Below are 18,288 nucleotides of genomic sequence, written 5' to 3'. Positions count from 1 at the left end.
GAACTCCAGGGTAGCAGGCGGTCACTGCCCATCCGGGAACGGGCAGCACTGAAAAGAGGGTGTGGGGCGGCCCACGAAAGGGGCCTTATTCTAGAAGGCCCGCCCGCCCGGGGACAAGCGGCTTGTAGGCTAAAGCGGCTTCAGGGGGCGGGCGAGCGCAGGGTCAGCGTAGTTTATCGCGCCACTGATACAGCCACTCCTGTGCCTGGCGCGGTGACAGGCTGTCCAGATCAAGCTGTTCAAGCGCCTCGACCAGTGGATGCGGGGAGCTTGCAAACAGATCCTCCTGACGGGGGGAGGCTGTGTCCCGATTCGAAAATGTCGTGTCGGGCCGTTCGATTTCCTGGGCTTCGAGCACCATAAGCTTTTCACGGGCGCGGGTGATAACCGAGCGTGGAACGCCTGCCAGCTGGGCCACCTGCAGGCCGTAGCTCTGACTGGCGGGGCCCGGCTCTACCCGGTGCATGAACACGATGCCGTCATTGTGCTCGGTGGCATTGAGATGCACGTTGGCCACTCCCTCGGCCTGCTCGGGCAGACTGGTCATTTCGAAATAGTGGGTGGCAAACAGCGTGAAGGCGCGTGTACCGGTCAGGTGTTCGGCCGCCGCCCACGCCAGCGACAGTCCGTCGAAGGTGCTGGTGCCGCGGCCAATCTCGTCCATCAGCACCAGGCTTTGGTCAGTAGCGTTATGCAGGATGCTGGCGGTTTCGGTCATTTCGACCATGAAGGTCGAGCGTCCGCCGGCCAGATCGTCGGATGATCCGATACGGGTGAAGATGCGATCGATCGGGCCGATCTCGGCGCTGGTCGCCGGCACGAAGCAGCCGGTATGCGCCAGCAGGGCAATCAATGCGTTCTGGCGCATGAAGGTCGATTTACCGCCCATGTTGGGTCCGGTAATGACCAGCATGCGCGTGTCGTCATCAAAGTAGAGATCGTTGGGCACGAAGGGGTGCGTCGAGACATGTTCGACCACCGGGTGGCGTCCGTCACGGATGGTCATGCCCGGCGCTTCGCGCAGCACCGGACAGACCAGTGAGAGCGTGTGCGCTCGCTCGGCAAAGGCATGCAGCACATCCAGCGTTGCCAGCGCGCGGGCCATCCGGGTCAGCGCTGACAGCTCGGCATTGAGGGTCTCCAGCAGACCGTCATACAGCAGTTTTTCGCGTGCCAAAGCCCGGCTGCGCGCCGAGAGCGCCTTGTCCTCGAAGGTCTTGAGCTCGGGGATGATAAAACGTTCGGCATTCTTGAGGGTCTGGCGGCGAATATAGTCTGCCGGTACATCACGTGCCTGTGCTCTCGGGATTTCAATGTAATAACCGTGCACTCGGTTATAGCCCACCTTGAGTCCGGCAAGGCCGGTGCGTTCACGCTCGCGCGCTTCCAGCTGGACCAGGTAGTCACCGGCGTTTTCGTGCAGCGCCCGATATTCGTCGAGTTCCTCGTCAAAGCCTTCACGAATGACGCCGCCATCGCGAATGACCACCGGCGGGCTGTCGATCAGCGCACGAGTCAGGGTGTCGGCAAGCGTCGGCCAGGGCACGATGTCGCGGGCGAGAGCGTCGAGGGCGCTGCCTTCCGGGATCTTCTGCAGGCGTTCGGCCAGTGCCGGCAGGGCATTGAGGGCATCGCGCAGACGGGCGAGATCGCGCGGCCGGGCGCTGAGCAGCGCCACGCGGGCCAGAATACGCTCGATATCGCCGATGCCGCGCAGGATATCGTTGAAAAATTCGACGTGATCCTCATCACCCAGCAGCCGCACGCTGTGTTGCCTGGCGTTGACCTGTTCCCGATCCCGCAGGGGACGGTTGAGCCAGCGGCGCAGCAGGCGGGCGCCCATGGCGGTGGCCGTGGTATCGAGCACCGAGGCCAGCGTATTGTCCTGCCCGCCGGCCATGTTCTGATCGATTTCCAGATTGCGTCGGCTGGCGGCATCGATGACGACCGACTCGTCACGGCTTTCCACGCCAATGGCCGTGATATGCGGCAGCGCCGTGCGCTGGGTATCGCGAACATAGTCGATCAATACGCCAGCGGCGGTCAGCGCCCGGTTCAGATGGTCACAGCCAAAGCCTGACAGATTCTGGACCTGAAGCTGGTCGCAGAGCAGACGCCGTGAGGTTTCAAGATCAAAGTGCCAGTCACTCTGGCGTCGCAGCCCGGGGCGCTCTTCCAGACGTTCGGGAAGGGGCAGGCTTTCCATGACCAGCAGCTCGGCCGGATCGAGCCGGTGCAGCTCGGCCAGCATGTCACCTTCGCCCTCGACTTCCAGCACGCTGAAGCGCCCGCTGGAGAGCTCGAGCCAGGCCAGTCCCCAGTGATCATTATCACCGTGCAGGGCGGCGACCAGGTTGTCACGGCGCTCATCAAGCAGGGCTTCATCGTGAAGCGTGCCCGGGGTGACGATGCGCACGACGCGACGCTCCACCGGCCCCTTGGCAGTGGCCGGATCGCCGATCTGCTCACAGATGGCGACCGATTCGCCCATGCGAACCAGCCGGGCCAGATAGCTTTCGGCGCTGTGATAGGGCACGCCCGCCATCGGGATGGGGGCGCCGTTGGAGGTGCCCCGGGCGGTCAGCGTGATGTCCAGCAGTGAGGCAGCGCGTCTGGCGTCGTCATGGAAAAGCTCGTAGAAGTCTCCCATGCGATAGAAAAGCAGCACGTCGGGGTGCTCGCGCTTGATACGAAAATACTGCGCCATCATGGGCGTCGGTTGGGACTCGGTCTTGCCTGCCACGTGAAATTGACCCTGTCCAATGACATATGAGGTGAAAGGGGCCCGAGACTATCATGATCCGCTGTCTCTTCTGTATTGCTATAGTGCAGACAGTGGATGTTCCAGGCAGATTCCGTGCTGGTGGTCGATGCCGGACGGTGCCCCTCGGCGCCGGGGATCGAGTACCATGGGGCCGTCTCAATTCGATGTCATCGGCGGGAGTGGTCATGGCAACAGCATCGAGCATACAGGCGCTGGCCAGTCGGCTGTGCCTGCTCTGCGAGCAGCAGCGGGTGGTGCTGACCACCGCTGAATCCTGTACCGGCGGCGGCGTGGCAAAAGCCATCACCGATGTGGCCGGCAGTTCGGCCTGTTTCGAGACCGGCTATGTCACCTACGCCAACAGTGCCAAGCAGCGGCTTCTGGGCGTGTCGTCGGTGTCGCTGGAGCTTTTTGGCGCGGTCAGCGAGACGGTGGTGCACGAAATGGTGCGTGGCGCCTGTCGCGATAGCGGCGCGGCTCTGGGCGTGGCCATCAGCGGGGTGGCCGGGCCCGGCGGCGGCACGCCGGACAAGCCGGTCGGCACGGTATGGTTTGCCTGGGGTAATGCCACCCAGAGTCAGGCCCGGTGCTATCACCTCAACGGCGAGCGCTCGGACGTGCGCCGCGAAGCGGTGGCGCTGGCGCTCAAGGGATTGATCGAACGGCTCGAGGAAAATTCTTTTGACTGATGCGCTGTGGCGCGGCCTCATGAAGCAGACCGTAAAATAAGTCACCGAAAGGATGTGACAGCGCCTCTTTTTGGTTTAAAATACTGGACAAGCATACAGTTTATTGGCGCTTAAGCGTCAGGCTGACCCGACAGGAGGGCCAACATGGCACAAGATGACAACCGCTCCAAGGCGCTTAATGCCGCTCTTTCCCAGATCGAGCGCCAGTTCGGCAAGGGGGCGGTCATGCGGATGGGTGATGCGCCCCGCGTGGCCATTCCCGCCGTATCGACCGGTTCGCTCGGACTGGACATTGCCCTTGGCGTCGGCGGTCTGCCCTTTGGGCGTATCGTCGAGATTTTTGGACCGGAAGCCTCGGGCAAGACCACCATCACCCTGTCGGTCATCGCCCAGGCACAGAAGCAGGGCAAGACCTGCGCCTTCATCGACGCCGAGCACGCCCTTGACCCGAGCTACGCCGAAAAGCTGGGCGTCAATCTTGATGACATGCTGGTCTCGCAGCCCGATACCGGCGAGCAAGCGCTCGAGATTTGCGACATGCTGGTGCGCTCCGGTGGTGTGGACGTCATCGTGGTCGACTCGGTGGCGGCACTGACGCCGCGCGCCGAGATCGAGGGCGAAATGGGCGACTCCCACGTCGGTCTGCAGGCACGTCTCATGTCGCAGGCGCTGCGCAAGGTGACCGGACACATCAAGAATGCCAACTGCATGGTGATGTTCGTCAACCAGATCCGCATGAAGATCGGCGTCATGTTCGGTAATCCCGAAACGACCACCGGCGGTAACGCGCTCAAGTTCTATTCAAGCGTTCGTCTGGACATCCGCCGTACCGGCTCGGTCAAGCAGGGCGATGAGGCTGTGGGCAATGAGACCCGCGTCAAGGTTGTCAAGAACAAGGTGGCGCCGCCGTTTCGTCAGGCCGAATTCCAGATCCTGTACGGCAAGGGCATTTACCATGCCGGTGAAGTGGTTGATCTTGGCGTCCAGTGCAACCTGGTCAACAAGGCAGGCGCCTGGTACAGCTACAAGGGCAACAAGATCGGGCAGGGCAAGGCCAATGCCGCCCAGTATCTCGAGGACAATCCCGAGGTCATGAAAGAGATCGAGGACGCGATCCGCGGTCAGCTTCTGACCACGCCGCAGACGAAAGAAGAGGAAAAGGCCACCGCTGATGCTGAAGCGCCGGCCGATGCCGGTGACGATGAGCTGCTGTAAGCCGTCACTTTTTCGCTGTGGCCTTTTTTACTGTGGCCACAAGTGGCGATAGTCGGATCAGGTAAGTAATGAAAGGGGCACGCTTTATCGAGCGTGCCCCTTTTGCATTGCTGCAGAGTTGCTGGATCAGAACATGCATGGAAAAGGAGAGGGCGATGACACAGAGAACGCCTTACGAGGAAGCCATCGCGCTGCTGGCCCGGCGTGAATACACCCGCAGCGAGCTCGAGGAGCGACTGCTGCGTCATGAGCATCCGCCAGAGGCGGTTACGGCCCTGCTGGATCGACTCGCCGAGGACAATCTTCAGTCCGATGCCCGCTTTGTCGAACACTTCGTGCGCTCACGCATCACGCGTCTGCAGGGGCCGCGCAAGATCAGTGCGGAGCTGGCGGGTCGCGGTATCGAGCGCGAGATGATTGCACAGGCGCTGGAAGAGAGTGATGCTGACTGGACGGCACTGGCTGCCGAAGCGCTCAGCCGGCGTTTCGACGGGCCGGGCGATGACATGAAGGCGCGCGCCAGACGCCAGCGCTTTCTGGCATCGCGTGGGTTTGACGGCCAGCAGTGCAGCAGTGCCATGCGACTGGCCTGGCCCTCATGAGCGCATGTGCTGGCACGTTGTGGCCGGCATGAGACAAAATGGAGCGTGGCGGGGATGTCGCGCCAGGAGGCGACATGCTGATACATTAAGCCGCCAAAATTCGTCTCATTGTGAGCATGCGTCCTGACGACTGCGCACAATAGAGGCCGGAACATCGTGAGGGTCACACCTCGAGGCGCATGTTGACGACCGACAACGCCGCCCAGGGCGTTGCCCGAGGCATCGCTCGTTGCCTCATTCAAAAGATCTGACCCATTGTTTACGGGAAGCCCATGAAAAGCGCCGACATACGACAAGCATTTCTGAATTTTTTTGAACAGCACGGGCATACCCAGGTGCCTTCCAGTTCACTGGTGCCTGACAACGACCCTACGCTGCTTTTCACCAATGCCGGTATGGTGCCTTTCAAGGATGTCTTTCTGGGACGCGATCCCAGGCCCTACGTTCGGGCAACCTCGGCGCAGCGCTGTGTCAGGGCCGGCGGCAAGCATAACGATCTCGACAATGTCGGCTATACGGCGCGCCATCACACCCTGTTCGAGATGCTGGGCAACTTCAGCTTTGGCGACTATTTCAAGCGCGAGGCGATTCAGTACGCCTGGCAGTTTCTGACCGTCAATCTGGGGCTGCCGGCAGAAAGACTGTGGGTCACGGTGCATGTCAGCGACGACGAAGCGGCCGATATCTGGCTCAACGAGCTGGGCGTCAGCGGCGAGCGCTTCTCGCGTCTGGATGAAGACAACTTCTGGCAGATGGGCGAAACCGGCCCCTGTGGCCCGTGTTCGGAAATCTTTTATGACCATGGTCCCGACGTTGCCGGTGGCCCGCCGGGCAGCCCGGACGAGGACGGCGATCGCTACATCGAAGTCTGGAATCTGGTCTTCATGCAGTATGATCGCGATGCCCAGGGCAACATGACGCCGCTGCCCAGCCCCTCCATCGATACCGGTATGGGCCTTGAACGTATCGCCGCCGTCATGCAGGGCGTGCACTCCAACTACGAGATTGATCTCTTCAAGCGTCTGCTGGCCTCTGCCGCCGAGATTACCGGACAAAACGATATTCACCAGCCGTCGCTGCGCGTCATCGCCGATCACATTCGCTCGTGTGCCTTTTTGATCGTGGATGGCGTCATGCCTTCCAACGAAGGCCGCGGCTACGTTCTGCGTCGCATCATCCGTCGCGCAGTGCGTCACGGTCACAAGCTGGGCGTGCGTGAACCCTTCTTCAACCGGCTGGTGGCAGCGCTGGATGAAGAGATGGGTGAGGCCTATCCCGAGCTGCATGCCCGCCGTGCACAGATCGAGAAGGTGCTGCTGCGCGAGGAAGAGCAGTTTGCCCGCACGCTGGATCACGGCATGCGTCTGCTCGACGAGGCACTGGCCGGCCTGTCCTCCAGCGAGCTGGACGGCGAGACCATCTTCAAGCTGTATGACACCTACGGCTTTCCCTACGACCTGACGGCCGATATTGCCCGCGAGCGCAATATTGCCCTTGATGAGGCCGGTTTTCAGCGCGAGCTCGAAGCGCAGCGCGAACGTGCGCGTGCCGCCAGCCAGTTCGGCGCGAGACTTGAAGCGGATCTCGATCTGGAAGGTGCCACCGACTTTGTCGGGCGTGAGCGTCTGATCGCAACCGGACAGGTGCTGACGCTGCTCAACGATCAGGGCGAACAGGTCGAGCAGCTCGAGGTCGGGCAGAGCGGTGCCATCGTGCTGGATGAAACCCCCTTTTACGCCGAATCCGGCGGTCAGATCGGCGATCGCGGCACCCTGACGCTGCCGGGTGTTGTCTTCACCGTGCGCGATACCCAGAAACGCGGTCAGCACTTCGTCCATCTGGGCGAAGTGAGCGAAGGTGTCATGCCGGCGCAGGCCGCGGTCGAGGCCCGCGTTGAGGTGCCGACCCGTCATGCCATCATGCGCAATCATTCGGCCACGCACCTGTTGCATGAAGCCTTGCGTCGCATTCTCGGCACGCATGTGCAGCAAAAGGGCTCACAGGTGGGTGACGAGCGGCTACGCTTTGACTTCAGCCACAACGAAGCCGTGACGCCTGAAGAGCTCGAGCGGGTCGAGGCTATGATCAACGAACAGGTCATGGCCAACACGCCTGTGACCACGCAGTTGATGACGCTGGACGAGGCACGCAGGCTGGGCGCCCAGGCGCTTTTTGAGGCCAAGTACGGTGAAAGCGTTCGCGTGCTGACCATGGGGAGCGATGATTTCTCCATCGAGCTGTGTGGCGGTACCCATGTCCTGCGCACCGGCGATATCGGCCCGGTGAAGCTGGTCAGCGAGTCGGGCGTTGCTGCCGGTGTGCGCCGTATCGAGGCCATCTCGGGGGGGGCGACGCTGCGCTGGTTCCGCGATCAGCAGTCACTGGTCACGCGTCTTGCCGATCAGGTGCGCGCACGCCCCGACCAGCTCGAATCGCGCGTGGGCACGCTTCTGGAGCGCAACCGCGAACTCGAGCGTGAGCTGGAGCGCAACCGCGCCAGACTGGCCAGCCAGGCCGGCAATGATCTGCTGGACGCTGCCGAAGACATTGGCGGCGTGCGTGTCCTGACCCGTCAGCTCGAGGGCGTGGGGGCGAAAGAGCTGCGCGGCGTCATGGATCAGATGAAAAACCGTCTGGGGTCCGGTGTGATCGTTCTGGCGGTGGCCGGTGATGGCAAGGTCAACCTGATTGCCGGCGTCACGAAGGATCTGGTGGATCGACTCAGCGCCGGCAGCCTCGTCAGCGCCATCGCGCCCATGGTCGGCGGCCGCGGCGGCGGTCGCCCCGACATGGCCCAGGCCGGCGGCAGTGACGTCAGTGGCGTGGACAACGCCCTGCAGGCCGCGCGCCAGTGGGTTGCCGAAACACTCGAAAACTGATTGTCCAACACACCATCAACGACAGGGACATCCATGGCGCTTTATGTACAAAAATTCGGCGGTACCTCGGTAGGTAGCGTCGAGCGGATCAAGGCGGTCGCTGAAAAGGTCAAGGGCGTTCGTGATCAGGGCCATCAGGTCGTGGTCGTGGTATCGGCCATGAGCGGTGAAACCAATCGCCTTATCGAGCTTGCCGCGCAGATCAACGAAGAGCCCACACCGCGTGAAATGGACATGCTGGTGTCGACCGGCGAGCAGGTCACCATCTCACTATTGGCCATGGCCCTGCACCAGCTGGGCGTCAAGGCAACCTCCTATACCGGCGCCCAGATCGGCATTCGTACCGATAGCGCCCATACCCGCGCCCGCATCCAGCGGATCGAAACCGATGAGTTGCGCGCCGATCTTGACGAAGGGCAGGTCGTGGTCGTGGCGGGCTTTCAGGGCGTTGACGACGAGGGCAACATCACCACGCTGGGCCGCGGCGGCTCCGATACGACCGGTGTGGCGCTGGCAGCAGCCCTCAAGGCTGATGAGTGTCAGATCTACACTGATGTCGACGGCGTCTATACCACTGACCCGCGGGTATGTGCCAAGGCGCGTCGTCTTGAAAGCATCACGGTCGAGGAAATGCTGGAAATGGCCAGTCTGGGCTCCAAGGTGCTTCAGATTCGTGCCGTGGAGTTTGCCGGCAAATACAACGTCCCGCTGCGCGTCCTCTCTTCCTTCGAGGACGGCCCGGGCACCCTGATTACTGCAGATGAAGAGATTTCCAACATGGAAGAGCCGCTGATCTCGGGTATCGCCTTCAACAACAACGAAGCCAAGCTGACGCTGGTTAATACTCCGGACGTGCCGGGCGTAGCATCACGTATTCTGGGGCCGATCTCCGATGCGAATATCGAAGTCGACATGATCGTCCAGAACGTTGCCCCTGCCGGTGGCTACACCGATTTCACCTTCACGGTGGCCAAAAACGATTTTCGCCAGACTCAGCGCATTCTCCAGGACCAGGTCATTCCGTCGCTGGGCGGTGGTGAACTGCGCGGTGATGACAAGATTGCCAAGGTCTCGCTGGTGGGTGTGGGCATGCGCTCTCACGCAGGCGTTGCTACCCGGATGTTCAAGGTGCTGGCCGATGAAGGCATCAATATCCGCATGGTATCGACTTCAGAGATCAAGATTTCTGTCGTTATCGATGAAAAGTTTCTCGAGCTGGCCGTACGTTCACTGCACACCGCCTTTGGCCTCGACAGGGCCGATGTGAGCGAAGAACAGTAAAAAAAACGGTAATACCCGGTATCAGGGTGGTGCTTGCGGGGCTTTCTGCCACACTGAACCAGTGATCGTGTACCAGGAAAGAAAGGCGAGCTATATAACACAGGTTGGCTCATGGGTCGGCTTGACGCATAATGCTCCGCTTAATTCAATCCGGTGCACGATCTATATGAAGATTTGTATAGGGAAGCAGCAATGAAAAGGAGGTCGCAATGCTCATCCTGACTCGCCGCGTGGGTGAGACACTCATGGTTGGCGATGAAATTACCGTGACCGTGCTCGGCGTCAAGGGCAACCAGGTCCGTCTGGGAGTGAATGCCCCCAGAAATGTCTCCGTGCATCGTGAAGAGATTTATCAGCGTATCCAGCATGAGAAGGTCGATAGCGACAACGATAATGGCCCCGCCTGAGGCCGCATACCTGCGCGGATATCCAGTCGAATATATTGAATCATAAGATTTTTTCACTCGGGTCTGGACAGGGAATAGTAAACCAGGTAATATGCGCGCCGTACCGATCGAGGAGAGATGGCCGAGTGGCTGAAGGCGCTCCCCTGCTAAGGGAGTATAGGGTTTATAGCCCTATCGAGGGTTCGAATCCCTCTCTCTCCGCCACCTTCGGTATCGAATGTCGACAAGCCCGCCCTCAAGGCGAACAAGACATTCAATCTGCAGTACTTTTGTTGCGCCCGTAGCTCAGCTGGATAGAGTACCTGACTACGAATCAGGTGGTCGGAGGTTCGAATCCTCCCGGGCGCGCCATCAGACAAAGATGTAAAAACTGTTATCTGCGCCCGTAGCTCAGCTGGATAGAGTACCTGACTACGAATCAGGTGGTCGGAGGTTCGAATCCTCCCGGGCGCGCCAGATCTCAAAACCCCGTCCTTCTGGACGGGGTTTTCTGTTTTATACCCCTTGTGGATGCTGTCTCCAGCCTTTCCAGCCGACAGGCATGCCATGGGCAGGCCTCACGCCATCTCATGTCTCGCCTTATCATGCAGAAAAGGGCAGTACCGCCTGATGCCTCAGTCCGGTACTGAAATGTCCTCCCGCAGCGCCATCATGAAGTCCTCAAGCACCGTAATGCGGCGCAGTCGCTGAAAATGTTCGCCGGCCTCGCTGTCGTGCTGACGCATGATGTTGAGCCACTGCTTCAAAAGCGACACCACGACCTTCGAGGGCAGGCACGGATCAATGCGCTCGGCGTAGCCGATCAGAAAGGCGCTGCGATCCTCCCAGCGCGTGGCCGGTAGACGCTCCCCCGTGTGCTGCCAGTGGCGGATACGACGTGCCAGCCATGGGTCAGCCAGCGCCGCTCGCCCCAGCATGACATCCCGACAACCGCTCACCTCCCGGGCGCGCCAGTAGTCTTCCAGCGTCCAGATGTCGCCGTTGACCACCACCGGCACATCGGCGCGCTCGCGAATGCGGCCGACCCACGCCCAGTGCGCCGGCGGACGATAGCCTTCGCGGCGGGTACGGGCGTGCACTACCAGTCGCTGCGCGCCACCATCTTCTGCGGCGCGGGCGCACTCCAGCGCCAGCGTCTTGTCCTCGAACCCAAGGCGCAGCTTGGCCGTGACCGGGATGCCGGTGCCCTTCAACGCCTCATGGACGCCCTTTACGGCGCGGTAGACCCGTTCGGGAGACTGCAGCAGCGCGGCGCCGCCGTCGTGGCGATTGACCGTCTTTGCCGGGCAGCCGAAGTTCATGTCGACCACCGGTGCGCCCAGAGCGGCCGCGACCCGCGCGTTTTCCCCGAGCGTGTCAGGCTGCGAGCCCAGCAGCTGTAGATGTACCGGCGTGCCGGCCGGAGTCTGGCTGCCGTGATCAAGCTCCGGACAGAGGCGTTGGAAAACCCTTGGTGGCAGACGAGCGTCGGTGACGCGCACGAATTCGGTCACGCTCCAGTCAAAGCCGCCTGATTCGGTCAGAAGGGCGCGTGTCAGGGCGTCGATAACGCCCTCCATGGGCGCAAGGCCGATCAGACCGGAGCGGGGTGATGCATCGTCCGTGGCGGTAGAAAGGGAAGTGACTGACATGGCGACATCCGCAGGGTTCGTGATTGGCGCCGCCATCATAGGCATGTGGGGCGCAATGGCAAGCGTCGCACTCGATCGTGGGCATGTCAGCCCATCGGGTCACAGGTTGCCCGGGTCGTGTCGCGAGACGGCAGGCGCCCGTGTGATGCCTCGCAGCGCCTAGAGCACGGCAATCGCTGAATCGGTGCGCGGTTCTGTACCGCCGCACAGTACGCCGGTGTCCGGGTCGCGAAGAATGATCTGACCGCGTCCGAAACCGGTCAGATCAAAGGCGTAGTCAACCTCGTGGCCGCGCCGGGTCATTTCGCGCAGCAGGTGGAGCGGATAGCCGTGCTCTACGCTGATGCGCCGCCCGCCGATCCATTGCCAGCGTGGGGCGTCCAGCGCCGCCTGTGGGTTGAGACCGAAATCGAGCAGGTTCATGACGACCTGCATGTGGCCCTGAGGCTGCATGAAGCCGCCCATGACGCCGAAGGGGCCAAGCGCCCGGCCGTCGCGGGTCAAAAAGCCGGGAATGATGGTATGAAAGGTCTTCTTGCCCGGGGCAACCACATTGACATGATCGGCCTGCAGACTGAAGCCGTGACCGCGGTTGTGCAGCGCGATGCCGGTGTCAGGGATCACGACGCCCGAGCCGAAATTGTGATAGTTGCTCTGAATGAACGACACCATGTTGCCGTTTTCGTCGGCCGTGGCCAGATAGACCGTGCCGCCGGCATGCGGGGTTCCCGGCGTCGGGTCGAGGGCGGACCCGGTGATCTCGCGGCGACGATGCGCGGCGTATTGCTGGCTCAATAGATCCTCGACGCGGGTGGTCATGTGCTCGGCGTGAGTCACAAAAGCGTGGCCGTCGGCGTAGGCCAGCTTGATCGCCTCGCACTGGCGATGCAGCACCGTAATGTCATCGCGAGCGTGCAGATCCTCGAAGCCCTGCATGATGTTGAGGCCCATCAGGGCCACGATGCCCTGACCGTTGGGCGGAATCTCCCACACATCCACGCCGCGATAGGTCACGCTGATCGGATCGACCCACTCGACCTGATGAGCCGCCAGATCCGTCGCGCGCAGATAGCCGCCCGTGGCGCGCGAGAAGGCGTCGATTTTCTCGGCCAGCGCGCCGCGGTAAAAGCTCTCGCAGCGACTTTGCGCCAGCGACTCCAGCGTGATGGCGTGGCGTTCGCTTTTGAACAGGTCGCCAGGCTGTGGGGCATGACCCTCCGGCGTGAACAGCGAAAACCAGGCCTGCGTGGCGGGGTCGGTAAATACCGGGCGAAAGCGTTTTTCGGCGCGCTGCCACTGCTCGCTGATCGCCGGTGAGACCGGAAAGCCCTCTCGAGCCAGCAAAATGGCCGGTGCCAGCAGATCCTCGAAGGGCAGTTGGCCGAAGCGCTCGGACAGCGCTGCCCAGGCCGACGGCGTCCCCGGTACCGTCACCGGCGTCCAGCCATAAAGCGGCATGTGGTCATGTCCGTCACGTGTGACTGCCTCGCGGGTCAGCGCCTGCGGGGATACTCCGCTGGCATTGAGCCCGTGCAGCCGACCGCTGCCGTCATCATCCTGCATCCACACCAGTGCAAAGGCATCACCACCAATCCCGTTGCCGGTCGGCTCGACCACGGTCAGCGCCGCAGCCGTGGCAATGGCAGCGTCCACCGCGTTGCCACCGGCGGCCAGAATATCGCGCCCGACCTGAGCAGCCTGCGGCTGGGAGGCCGCAATCATGCCCCGGCGAGCATAGGTGGCGCTGCGACAGGAAGGGTAGGGGTTCTGGTGTGAAAAGGCGTGGTGCATGAAGGCCCTCCTTGTCGGGAGCGACGGGGCAGTGATCATCACTGAAGCACCGGGCCGCTGTTAAAAAGGCTCAGACCCGCGCTTCAGGCGGTTCGTCGTGACGGGTCAAGCGTCCCTTGAGGCGTGAGTGCAGGCCTTCAAGATCGGGCGTTCGATCCATCGGCCAGGCAAGGCGCAGGGTGACACCGCCGGCATCGTGCAGCGCCTGATCGACAGTCGCCTCGTTGAGCTCTGCCCAGCGGCGCAGCTCATGCTCGAAAGCGAAGTCCGTCGTCAGCCACAGCGGACGGCGGGTGATGTATGCCCGGGTGGGAAGCGTTTCAAGCGCCTGCAGCAATGCTTTCGAGTAGGCGCGCACCAGCCCGCCGGTGCCCAGTTTAGTGCCGCCAAAGTAGCGGATGATGACGGCGGCGATCTGTCCCGTGCCGCTGCCTTCCAGCGCCTGATACATGGGCCGGCCGGCGGTGCCGCCGGGTTCGCCATCGTCGGAAAAGCCGATGGCGTTCTGCTCGTTCGGTGCCCCGGCAATGAAGGCCGAGCAGTGGTGTGACGCATCGGGATGATCAAGACGTGCTCGGTCGATCAACTGCTGGGCCTGCTCGGGGGTGGTGACATGCGCCACGCGTGCAATGAAGCGACTCTTTTGTACCTCGAGGCTCTCTTCGTGATAGTACGCAGGTTCGAGGTCAGGAACGGGATAGCGCATGCTCAGGAGGCGTTGAAGGTCGAGTTGGCCGGACGACGAGCCACGCCCATCACCAGCCCCAGCACCTGGATATCGTCATTTTTGAGATAGATGGGCGGCATGGTGGCGTTGGCCGGCTGCAGGCGAACACCGGCCTTGTCGATGTAGACCTTCTTGAGGGTCACTTCCTGATTATTGATCAGCACCACGGCGGTCTCGCCGTTTTCGGCGGATTCGAGCTTTTCGATAATGATGATGTCGCCGTCATGGATGTTGCAGTCGATCATCGAGTCACCGCGTACCCGAAGCGCATAGGTGTTGCGGCGCACCATGCGCGAGGGGATGCGCACCGTTTCATCGTCGGCGCAGGCTTCCATCGGCATGCCGGCCGAGACGGTCCCCAGCAGTGGAACCTCCACCAGCTCGCTGGCGTCGATCTCCTCCCAGGCATCCTCGACCAGCGGGATGTTGGGGGTGCGGTGCAGGAAACGTGGCTCGGTGTGGGCTGACATGAGAACTCCCTGAAGAGGCATCCGATGGGCTGGCACATGACCGGCGACACGTCATGCGTCGTCGCAAGGATAGTGTGACACGAATGTTACCCTGAAGGGGAAGGTGTCGGGCGTGTCACAAACAACCTTTCAAAGGTAACCGAAACCATGGCGTGGCGGTAGTCGTTGACATGGAGAAAGGGCGCCAATCGTAGTAGAGTGGCGCGCTTTGCCGCGGCGCTGACCGGGGGCACGACAGCCTGTGGGCTGCTGCCCTGTGAGCGCCGATTGTCCTGTTTCCGGAGCTGTCCACTGGAATGCGCCTGACATCGATCAAACTGGTCGGCTTCAAATCCTTTGTCGACCCGGTGACAGTCCCCTTTGATACCGACATGACTGCCATTGTCGGGCCCAACGGCTGTGGCAAGTCCAACGTCATCGATGCCGTACGCTGGGTCATGGGCGAATCCTCGGCCAAATACCTGCGCGGCGAATCGATGGCCGATGTCATCTTCAACGGTTCGACCGGGCGCAAGCCGGTCGGTCAGGCCTCGATCGAACTCACCTTTGACAACCGTGAAGGCAAGCTGGGCGGGGCCTGGGCACAGTACGCCGAGATCGCCGTGCGCCGGCTGGTTACCCGTGATGGGCAGTCCCAGTATTTCTTCAACGGCCAGAAATGCCGTCGCCGCGATATCGCCGATCTGTTTCTGGGGACCGGCCTTGGTCCGCGCTCCTACGCCATCATCGGTCAGGGCATGATCTCCCGGCTGGTCGAGGCGCGCCCGGAAGAACTGCGCGCTACCCTGGAGGAGGCTGCCGGCATCTCGCGCTACAAGGAGCGCCGCCGTGAGACTGAAAACCGTATGCGGCGCACCACCGAGAACCTCGAGCGACTCGATGATCTGCGCGAGGAACTCGACAAGCAACTCGAGCGCCTCAAACGCCAGGCCGACGCCGCCAGACGCTACCGTGAGCTGAAAGGGCGTGAGCATCGTCTCAAGGGCGAGCTGGCCCTGATTCGCGCCCGCGCCCTGCGCGAGCAGCAGAACACGCGCGAGACCCGGGTGCGCGAGCTTGAAAACAGCGTCGAGCGCAATGTGCTCGGCATGCGCGAGAGCGAAAACCGTCTCGAACAGTCCCGCAGCCAGCATGACGCACTGGCGGAGACGCTTGATGAGCGTCAGCGTGCCTTCTACGACACCGGCGCCGCCATTGCCCGACTGGAGCAGCAGCTCGAAAGCGCCCGGGCGCGCGAACAGCAGAGCCAGGCCGATATTGCCGCCATCGATCGCGACCTGAGCGACCTGGAGCGTCTGGCCGGTGAAGACAACGAGCGCTATCAGGAGATCACTACCCGGCTGGCGTCGCTGGCACCGAAGCTTGCGGCCGCTCGCGAAAACCTTGAAATGATCGAGGCCGGGCTCGAAGAGGCCGGTGCGCGTGAGCAGGAAGCGCTGGAGGCCTGGGAGCGCTTCAGTGAGCAGCATCAAAATGATACTCGCAGCGCCGAGCGCGCCCAGAGCGAGGTGCAGCGTCTTGATGGCGTGATCAACGATCTGGGCGCGCGCATCGCCCAGCGCCAGCGCCAGCGCGACGAGCTGCCCGAACAGACAGCGCTGCTCGAGGCGCGCGAAATGGCTGCCGAACAGCTGGCCGAGCTGGATCTCGAGATCGAGACGGACGAGTCACGCCGCCTTGAGCTCAAGCAGGGGCTGGAGGATGTCGAGACCCGGCTGCAGACGCTGGGCGCCTCACGCGACGAGCACAACGCCCGGCGCAGCGCCCTTCAGGGCGAGCGGGCCTCGCTGGAAGCGCTCATTCGCGCTGCGCTGGACAGCGGTGACGAGGCGCTGGAGGCGCACCTGGCAGCGTTTGATCTGGGGGATGCGCCGCAGCTTGCTGAACGTCTTCAGGTCGACAGCGGCTGGGAAACGGCCGTTGATGTCGTCCTGCGCCCCTGGCTGGCGGCCCGGATCGGCGATATGGGCCGTACCGGCGCCGCGCTCGAGGCGTTGACGGCGGGCACCCTGACGCTGCTCGATAATGCTTCGCCGAGCGTGTCGTCCCCCGAAGGGACACTGGCCGCTCGCGTGAGTGGCGGCGATGCGCTGGCGGATGTGCTGGCGCGGGTTGGAACAGCCGAGGACGATGCTGACGCCTGGCGCCTGCGTGAGCGGCTGTCGCCGGGTGAGAGCGTTATTGCCCCTTCCGGGCTCTGGCTGGGCCGTCACTGGGCGCACCGTCAGACCCATGATGAACAGACCGGTAGCGTGATGGCCAACCGTCAGCGCCGTGACCGCATCGATCTGGAGCTTGCCGGGCTGGATGAGCGCATGGCCTTTGATGAGGCGCAGATCGAGCAGCTTCGCGAGCAGCGCGGTCGTGACAGTGATGCGCTCGAGACCCTCTACGCCCGGCAGCGCGAGCAGCAGCAGCGCCGTCAGCAGCTGGCGCTGGAGGAGTCGCGTCTTGGCACCCGGCTTGATCATCTGCGCAGTCGTGACAGCGAGCTTGAAGAAGAGCTGGCGCTCATGCGCGAGCAGCTCGAGGAGCAGCGGCTCACGCATGAGCAGGCGCGCGAGCAGTGGGACCAGGCGCAGGAGGCGGTCGAGGACAACGAGGCGCAGCGTCAGCAGCTGGAGCGTCAGCGCCGTGAAACCCGCGAGGCGCGCGAGGCCGTCAACGCGCGGATGTCGCCGGCGCGTGAGGCCATCAACGCGCTGGAGCTGGAGCACCAGCGCCTGAGCACCGAGCTTCAGGGTATCGAAGGGCAGCATGCCCGGGCCGGGGATCAACGCGCGCGGCTTGAAGAGAAGCGCGACATGCTGCGCCAGCAGCGCGAGGAGGCGCTCGAGCCGCTCGAAACGCTGCGTGAGTCCCTGGAGGCATCCCTGCATCAGCGCACCCGCGAGGAGCAGCTGCTCAACGAGTGCCGCGATGAGGCCAGCGCTATCGGCACGACCATGCGGGAACTCGAGCAGAAGCGTCAGGGCCACGAGCGCGAGCTGGAGACCCTGCGCGAGCAGCTGGAGTCCGAACGCATGGATGTCCAGGCGCTGCGACTCAAGGCGGAAGCCCAGGAGCAGCAGATCACCGAGCTGGGGCATGATCGTACGGCACTGGAAGAGGGGCTGGCCGCCGATGCCAGTGATCAGGTCTGGCAGGGCGAGCTTGAATCGGTAAGCGAGAAAATTCGTCGGCTGGGCGCGATCAATCTGGCCGCCATCGAAGAGTACGACCAGCAGCTCGAGCGGCGTGACTATCTTCAGGGCCAGCATGACGAGCTGACCGAAGCTCTGGATACCCTGAGTCAGGCGATCAAAAAGATCGATCAGGAGACGCGCACCCGCTTCAAGCAGGTCTTTGAGGAGGTCAATCGACGCCTTGGCGAGCTGTTCCCGCGCGTGTTCGGCGGCGGTTCGGCGTGGCTGACCCTGACCGGCGAAGATCTGCTGGAAACCGGCGTGGCCATCATGGCCACACCGCCTGGCAAGAAAAACAGCACCATCCATCTGCTTTCCGGCGGAGAAAAGACGCTCACGGCGCTGTCTCTGGTATTTGCGATCTTCCAGCTCAATCCGGCACCCTTTTGCATGCTCGATGAGGTGGATGCGCCGCTGGATGACGCCAACGTAGGACGTTATGCAAAACTTGTTCGCGAGATGTCGCAAAACGTGCAGTTTATCTACATTACCCATAACAAGATTGCCATGGAGGCAGCAGACCGCCTGATGGGGGTCACCATGCAGGAGCCGGGCGTGTCGCGCCTGGTATCGGTGGGCGTGGAGGAGGCCGCCGAGCTTGCAGAGGTGTAACGCACGGGCCAACGCTGCACGGCGGCTGAAGGCCG

12 protein-coding genes and 3 tRNA genes are annotated in these 18,288 nt (G+C 62.5%); 10 read left to right on the top strand and 5 right to left on the bottom strand.

Annotation, left to right across the window (positions count from 1 at the left end; translation table 11 throughout):
* Positions 1-163: 163 nt before the first annotated feature.
* Positions 164-2,710: a DNA mismatch repair protein MutS gene (gene mutS, locus BM079_RS10570; protein ID WP_090133777.1), complete on the bottom strand. Its 2,547-nt coding sequence runs from the start codon at positions 2,708-2,710 to the stop codon at positions 164-166.
* Between the two features lie 239 nt (positions 2,711-2,949).
* Here mutS and BM079_RS10565 point away from each other — a divergent pair, with 239 nt between their 5' ends.
* The 9 genes from BM079_RS10565 (at position 2,950) to BM079_RS10525 (ending at position 10,293) form a co-directional block, all read left to right on the top strand.
* Positions 2,950-3,453, top strand: coding sequence for a CinA family protein (locus tag BM079_RS10565; RefSeq protein ID WP_090133775.1), 504 nt, complete (start codon positions 2,950-2,952; stop codon positions 3,451-3,453).
* A gap of 144 nt (positions 3,454-3,597) precedes the next feature.
* Positions 3,598-4,668: a recombinase RecA gene (gene recA, locus BM079_RS10560; RefSeq protein WP_090133773.1), complete on the top strand. Its 1,071-nt coding sequence runs from the start codon at positions 3,598-3,600 to the stop codon at positions 4,666-4,668.
* A 155-nt stretch (positions 4,669-4,823) separates the two neighbouring features.
* The gene (locus BM079_RS10555; RefSeq protein WP_090133770.1) at positions 4,824-5,270 is read left to right on the top strand and encodes a regulatory protein RecX; all 447 of its coding nucleotides are present in this window, start codon (positions 4,824-4,826) and stop codon (positions 5,268-5,270) included.
* 272 nt (positions 5,271-5,542) lie between these two features.
* Positions 5,543-8,149 carry an alanine--tRNA ligase gene (alaS, locus tag BM079_RS10550; RefSeq protein ID WP_090133768.1) on the top strand — a complete coding sequence of 869 codons (2,607 nt, stop codon included), beginning with the start codon at positions 5,543-5,545 and terminating at the stop codon, positions 8,147-8,149.
* Between the two features lie 33 nt (positions 8,150-8,182).
* Entirely contained in the window at positions 8,183-9,430 is a 1,248-nt protein-coding gene (locus tag BM079_RS10545) for an aspartate kinase (RefSeq protein ID WP_090133766.1), read from the top strand.
* Positions 9,431-9,639: 209 nt separating this feature from the next.
* The gene (csrA, locus tag BM079_RS10540) at positions 9,640-9,837 is read left to right on the top strand and encodes a carbon storage regulator CsrA (RefSeq protein ID WP_090133763.1); all 198 of its coding nucleotides are present in this window, start codon (positions 9,640-9,642) and stop codon (positions 9,835-9,837) included.
* 111 nt (positions 9,838-9,948) lie between these two features.
* A tRNA-Ser gene (locus BM079_RS10535) sits at positions 9,949-10,041 on the top strand.
* A 70-nt stretch (positions 10,042-10,111) separates the two neighbouring features.
* A tRNA-Arg gene (locus BM079_RS10530) sits at positions 10,112-10,188 on the top strand.
* A 28-nt stretch (positions 10,189-10,216) separates the two neighbouring features.
* Positions 10,217-10,293, top strand: a tRNA-Arg gene (locus BM079_RS10525).
* 158 nt (positions 10,294-10,451) lie between these two features.
* Here the strand turns inward: BM079_RS10525 and BM079_RS10520 are convergent.
* From BM079_RS10520 to BM079_RS10505, 4 genes are all read right to left on the bottom strand, one after another.
* Positions 10,452-11,468 (bottom strand): tRNA dihydrouridine synthase, encoded by a 1,017-nt coding sequence (locus BM079_RS10520; protein WP_245742981.1) that lies wholly within the window; start codon positions 11,466-11,468, stop codon positions 10,452-10,454.
* 159 nt (positions 11,469-11,627) lie between these two features.
* Positions 11,628-13,259: a gamma-glutamyltransferase family protein gene (locus BM079_RS10515; protein WP_090133761.1), complete on the bottom strand. Its 1,632-nt coding sequence runs from the start codon at positions 13,257-13,259 to the stop codon at positions 11,628-11,630.
* Between the two features lie 70 nt (positions 13,260-13,329).
* A complete protein-coding gene (locus tag BM079_RS10510; protein ID WP_090133759.1) occupies positions 13,330-13,965 on the bottom strand; it encodes an IMPACT family protein in 636 nt (211 codons plus the stop codon).
* 2 nt (positions 13,966-13,967) lie between these two features.
* Complete coding sequence (locus BM079_RS10505) at positions 13,968-14,456, bottom strand: LexA family protein (protein ID WP_090133757.1); 489 nt, start codon at positions 14,454-14,456, stop codon at positions 13,968-13,970.
* Positions 14,457-14,752: 296 nt separating this feature from the next.
* On the opposite strand from BM079_RS10505, the gene smc reads away from it, so the two are divergent.
* Entirely contained in the window at positions 14,753-18,253 is a 3,501-nt protein-coding gene (gene smc / locus BM079_RS10500) for a chromosome segregation protein SMC (protein WP_090133754.1), read from the top strand.
* Positions 18,254-18,288: the final 35 nt, after the last annotated feature.

It is taken from the genome of Kushneria avicenniae (genome assembly GCF_900112585.1).
GTDB classification, from domain to species: Bacteria; Pseudomonadota; Gammaproteobacteria; order Pseudomonadales; family Halomonadaceae; genus Kushneria; species Kushneria avicenniae.
This window is presented reverse-complemented; position numbering and strand designations above follow the sequence as displayed.